5 protein-coding genes, 4 tRNA genes and 1 pseudogene are annotated in these 4,955 nt (G+C 62.2%); 9 read left to right on the top strand and 1 reads right to left on the bottom strand.

Features of this window, described 5'->3' with window-relative positions; genetic code table 11:
* Positions 1-552 (bottom strand): TonB-dependent receptor plug domain-containing protein (locus AC1DU6_RS19965; protein ID WP_477859095.1); only part of this gene is annotated, 552 nt, incomplete at its 3' end.
* Between the two features lie 565 nt (positions 553-1,117).
* Here AC1DU6_RS19965 and AC1DU6_RS19960 point away from each other — a divergent pair.
* The 9 genes and pseudogenes from AC1DU6_RS19960 to rplA form a co-directional block, all read left to right on the top strand.
* A tRNA-Tyr gene (locus AC1DU6_RS19960) sits at positions 1,118-1,202 on the top strand.
* 38 nt (positions 1,203-1,240) lie between these two features.
* Positions 1,241-1,314 (top strand) — tRNA-Gly (locus AC1DU6_RS19955).
* Between the two features lie 74 nt (positions 1,315-1,388).
* Positions 1,389-1,463 (top strand) — tRNA-Thr (locus tag AC1DU6_RS19950).
* A gap of 52 nt (positions 1,464-1,515) precedes the next feature.
* Positions 1,516-2,706 (top strand): elongation factor Tu, encoded by a 1,191-nt coding sequence (tuf, locus tag AC1DU6_RS19945; protein WP_457324053.1) that lies wholly within the window; start codon positions 1,516-1,518, stop codon positions 2,704-2,706.
* 15 nt (positions 2,707-2,721) lie between these two features.
* Positions 2,722-2,797, top strand: a tRNA-Trp gene (locus AC1DU6_RS19940).
* A gap of 140 nt (positions 2,798-2,937) precedes the next feature.
* Positions 2,938-3,324 (top strand): preprotein translocase subunit SecE, encoded by a 387-nt coding sequence (gene secE, locus AC1DU6_RS19935; protein ID WP_056194808.1) that lies wholly within the window; start codon positions 2,938-2,940, stop codon positions 3,322-3,324.
* A gap of 15 nt (positions 3,325-3,339) precedes the next feature.
* Positions 3,340-3,915 carry a transcription termination/antitermination protein NusG gene (gene nusG, locus AC1DU6_RS19930; RefSeq protein ID WP_057297385.1) on the top strand — a complete coding sequence of 192 codons (576 nt, stop codon included), beginning with the start codon at positions 3,340-3,342 and terminating at the stop codon, positions 3,913-3,915.
* A 271-nt stretch (positions 3,916-4,186) separates the two neighbouring features.
* The gene (gene rplK, locus AC1DU6_RS19925) at positions 4,187-4,624 is read left to right on the top strand and encodes a 50S ribosomal protein L11 (RefSeq protein WP_056194802.1); all 438 of its coding nucleotides are present in this window, start codon (positions 4,187-4,189) and stop codon (positions 4,622-4,624) included.
* A gap of 1 nt (position 4,625) precedes the next feature.
* A pseudogene (gene rplA / locus AC1DU6_RS19920) lies at positions 4,626-4,955 on the top strand (50S ribosomal protein L1); the annotation flags it as partial.

Here is a 4,955-nt window from a genome sequence, read left to right as displayed (position 1 = left end):
GTCCAGCGGCTTGCGGGTGATGATGTTCACCGAACCTGCCGTGCCGCCTTCCACCAGGGACGCTTCGGCGCTCTTGCGCACTTCCACGCGGCTGACGAGTTCGGAGGGCAGCAGCGAGTAGCTCACGCTGCGGCCGACGCCGGCGCCGGTCTGGTCCAGCACGAACCAGTCGCCGTTGGCGATGCCGTGGCTGTCGAGCAGCGTCTGCGTCAGGCTGGGGTTGGTGCCGCGCAGGCCCACGCGGTCGCGCTCGTCGAAACCGCCGGAACCGCCGGCCGGGCTGTTCAGGATGGTGACGCCAGGCACGCGGGCCAGCGAGTCGGCCACGTTCTTGTCGGGCATCTTGCCGATGTCTTCGGCGGAGATGACGTCGATGTGGGCGTCGGCATTGCGTTTGACGCTCAGCGACTTTTCCTGCGACGCACGGATACCGGTGATGGTGACCGTGTCCAGTTGCTGGGGAGCCGGGGCTTGCTGCGCCATGGCGGCGCCGCTGGCGCCAAGCAAAGCGATGAGTACCGCCTGCGAGATGGGAGTCTGCTTGACCTTCATATGCTGTTCCTCGTTGTGGCCAATGAATTGGGGCGGCGGTGACTGCTTCGGGTGCGTTGCATACCACCTTCGGTCCGGTTGATGCCTTGTTTGCCCTCAAAAGCGCATCCAACCAGTGCCATGCCACTGTAACGATTGATAACGCCACTTTGCTACCAATTTTTACTGGGGGGTTTCCCGAGTGGTGGCGGCAAAGTGTCTGCTCATTGGGTGGCGCCCTCTCTGGGGCGACCAATCTAGCGGATCAAATTGGTGCTTAATTGGTATCTTTGCGCGTATAAAACTGTTGCGCTTGGGCGACGCGACCCTTGTGCAAGTCGTAAGAAGGCGCCCGGCAGTGCTCGCCAGCTGGTAGCTGGGTGGCCTTGATCTGGTTTTGTATTGGTCCGAGGCGAGGCGACGCCTGGGTGCCGTGGCGAGGCTGGGCGTCGCCAGGGAAGGCGAGATGAGCGGAGCGCCAGGGGAATCGTCCCGGGCCACGTTTTCGCGCTCTTTGTCTCTGGCTTCTTCGTGAGGCGGCTGTTGCGCCCCATTTGCCCTGTGCTATAGTTGCGGGCTTGCCTCAGGAGGGGTGGCCGAGTGGTTAAAGGCAGCAGACTGTAAATCTGCCCGCATAGCGTACGCTGGTTCGAATCCAGCCTCCTCCACCAAAACTGCCGTTGCTGGCGGTTGCGGCAGGGCTCCCAGAGCGGGAGTAGTTCAATGGTAGAACCTTAGCCTTCCAAGCTAATGACACGGGTTCGATTCCCGTTTCCCGCTCCAATCCGGGCGGTTTGGTTGGTCAGCGTCGACACCGGTTTGCCGGCCAGTTCATCTGGCGTCAAACCCGTGCCGATGCCCTTGTGGCTCAGTGGTAGAGCACTCCMTTGGTAAKGGAGAGGTCACGCGTTCGATCCGCGTCAAGGGCACCACAGATTTTCTCTTTTTCTACTCGTTTCAACGGGTTCGCCTCAGGAGCGCAAGATGGCAAAAGGCAAGTTTGAACGGACCAAGCCGCACGTGAACGTGGGCACGATTGGCCACGTTGACCACGGCAAGACCACGCTGACCGCGGCAATCGCGACCGTGCTGTCCAAGAAGTTCGGCGGCGAGGCCAAGGCCTACGACCAGATCGACGCAGCGCCTGAAGAAAAGGCCCGCGGCATCACGATCAACACCGCCCACGTCGAGTACGAGACGGCCAACCGCCACTACGCGCACGTTGACTGCCCCGGCCACGCCGACTACGTCAAGAACATGATCACCGGTGCCGCCCAGATGGACGGCGCCATCCTGGTGTGCTCGGCCGCTGACGGCCCGATGCCCCAGACCCGCGAGCACATCCTGCTGGCTCGTCAGGTCGGCGTGAAGTTCATCATCGTCTTCCTGAACAAGTGCGACATGGTCGACGACGCCGAGCTGCTCGAGCTGGTCGAAATGGAAGTGCGCGAGCTCCTGTCCAAGTACGACTTCCCCGGCGACGACACCCCCATCATCAAGGGTTCGGCCAAGCTGGCGCTGGAAGGCGACACGGGCGACCTGGGCGARCAAGCCATCATGCGYCTGGCYGAYGCSYTGGACAMCTACATCCCCCAGCCGGACCGTGCCATCGACGGCGCCTTCCTGCTGCCGGTTGAAGACGTCTTCTCGATCTCCGGCCGCGGCACCGTCGTGACCGGTCGCGTCGAGCGCGGCATCATCAAGGTCGGYGAAGAAATCGAAATCGTCGGYATCCGCGAMGTSCAGAAGACCACSGTCACSGGCGTSGAAATGTTCCGCAAGCTGCTGGACCAAGGTCAAGCRGGCGACAACGTCGGCATCCTGCTGCGCGGCACCAAGCGTGAAGACGTCGAGCGCGGCCARGTGCTGGCCAAGCCCGGCTCGATCAAGCCGCACACCCACTTCACGGCMGARATCTAYGTYYTGTCCAAGGAAGAGGGCGGCCGCCACACGCCGTTCTTCAACAACTACCGTCCCCAGTTCTACTTCCGTACCACGGACGTGACCGGTGCSGTGGAGYTGCCSAAGGACAAGGAAATGGTCATGCCYGGCGACAACGTCGGCATCACCGTGAAGCTGATCGCACCGATCGCGATGGAAACCGGCCTGCGCTTCGCCATCCGTGAAGGCGGTCGTACCGTCGGCTCGGGCGTCGTCGCCACGATCCTCGCGTAAGTTTTTCAAGGCCACAGGGGCATAGCTCAATTGGCAGAGCGTCGGTCTCCAAAACCGAAGGTTGGGGGTTCGAGACCCTCTGCCCCTGCCAACAGTCGCTGATCACGACGGTTGGTTTCCTGGCAACAAGCATCGGCCCGCGAGAGAGATCTCGGCGGGCCTTGCTGCTGATGGCGACAAACCTTGGCAGCGTCTGACAGCCGCTTCAAAGCGGCGCGTGAAAGTGAAGTGATGGCGAATCCTCCCCAAGTCGAGACCGTGACCAGCGGCGCCGACAAGGCCAAGCTGGCCGTTGCGGTACTGCTGCTGATTGGCGCGCTGGCGGCCTACTACGGCCTGTCCAAGCAAGGCCCGCTGGCGCAGTGGGCCTCGCTGCTCGTGTTGTTGGCCGCCGGCGTGGCGGCTTTCTTTACGTCTGAACACGGCAAAGCGCTGATCGCCTACGGCCGCGACTCGACGCGTGAAGTCAAGAAGGTGGTCTGGCCGACCCGCAAGGAAGCGACCCAGATGACGGGCTATGTGTTTGCCTTCGTCGTCGTCATGGCGCTCTTCCTGTGGATGACGGACAAGACGTTGGAATGGGTGCTGTACGACCTGATCCTGGGCTGGAAGCGCTGATCGCAAGGAATCTTGATGTCTGAAGAACAAGTCGTCACGACCGAAGCCCCGACGGGGCTGCCCAAGCGCTGGTATGTCGTTCATGCCTACTCGGGCATGGAAAAGGCTGTCGAACGCAACCTGCGCGAGCGCATTGACCGCGCCGGCATGCAGGACAAGTTCGGCCGCATCCTGGTGCCAACCGAAGAAGTCGTCGAGCTGAAGAACGGCAAGAAAGCCGTCACCGAGCGCCGCTTCTTCCCGGGCTATGTGCTGGTGGAAATGGCGATGGACGACGAGTCCTGGCATCTGGTCAAGCACACGTCCAAGGTGACGGGCTTTGTGGGCGGCGCAAAGAACCGCCCGGCCCCGATCTCGGAGGCCGAGGTCATGAAGATCGTCAACCAAATGCAGGAAGGCGTCGAGAAGCCACGGCCCAAGGTCGAGTGGACGGTCGGCGAGGTCGTGCGCGTCAAGGAAGGCCCCTTCACCGACTTCAACGGCTCGGTCGAAGAGGTCAACTACGACAAGTCCAAGGTGCGTGTGTCGGTCACGATCTTCGGCCGCGCGACGCCGGTGGAACTGGACTTCTCGCAGGTCGAAAAAGTTTGACGACGCGTCGTCAAACTTTTCGCCGCTGCCCGCAGGGCTAAGGCAAAAGGTCCGACGCGCACCTCTGACGTCCAAGTGAAGGGCTGCATAGCCTGAAATTTGAGCAGCAGAGTAGAATCCTGGGTTCGGCCGGCGTCCCCTAACGTCGACCCGTGATCAGTCTGCAACGAGAGGCGGACAAGAGGAGCAAAGGTAAGGACTTCGGTCCGAGTCCGATGCGCTAGCACTCAGGTGTTCAGGCTTGCCGCCCGGGCACTGGATTGGAGAAAACATGGCAAAGAAGATTGTCGGCTTCATCAAGCTGCAAATTCCGGCCGGCAAGGCCAACCCTTCGCCCCCGGTGGGTCCCGCGCTTGGTCAGCGYGGYYTGAACATCATGGAATTCTGCAARGCGTTCAACGCSCAGACTTCGGCTGGTGGCTTCGAGCCCGGCATGAAGCTGCCGGTGGTCATCACCGCGTTCGCAGACAAGAGCTTCACCTTCGTCATCAAGTCGCCCCCGGCGACCGTGTTGATCAAGAAGGCCGCGAAGATCGAGAAGGGCTCGCAGCGCCCCCACCTGGATAAGGTCGGCAAGYTGACCCGCGCCCAGTTGGAAGAGATCGCAACGATCAAGACCAAGGACCTGACGGCCGCCAGCATGGACGCCGCAGTCAAGACCATCGCCGGCTCCGCCCGCTCGATGGGCATCATCGTGGAAGGGGTCTGACATGGCCAAGCTCACCAAGAAGCAAAAGGCGCTGGCTGGCAAGGTCGAGTCGACCAAGCTGTACGCGCTGACCGAAGCCCTGGACCTGGTCAAGAGCCTGGCCTCGGCCAAGTTCGATGAATCTATCGACGTCGCCGTTCAGCTCGGCATCGATGCCAAGAAGTCGGACCAGGTCGTTCGTGGCGCCGTCGTGCTGCCCAACGGCACCGGCAAGACCAAGCGCGTCGCCGTGTTCGCCCAAGGTGCCAAGGCTGATGAAGCCCGCGCCGCCGGCGCCGACGTCGTCGGCATGGAAGACCTGGCCGAGCGCGTCAAGGCGGGCGACATGCCC

Source organism: Roseateles sp. P5_B10, from assembly GCF_056400485.1.
This window is presented reverse-complemented; position numbering and strand designations above follow the sequence as displayed.

Coding starts and splice junctions, on each gene's coding strand:
- secE (WP_056194808.1), top strand. CDS start 2,938: ATGGCGAATCCTCCCCAAGTCGAGACCGTGACCAGCGGCGCCGACAAG.
- nusG (WP_057297385.1), top strand. CDS start 3,340: ATGTCTGAAGAACAAGTCGTCACGACCGAAGCCCCGACGGGGCTGCCC.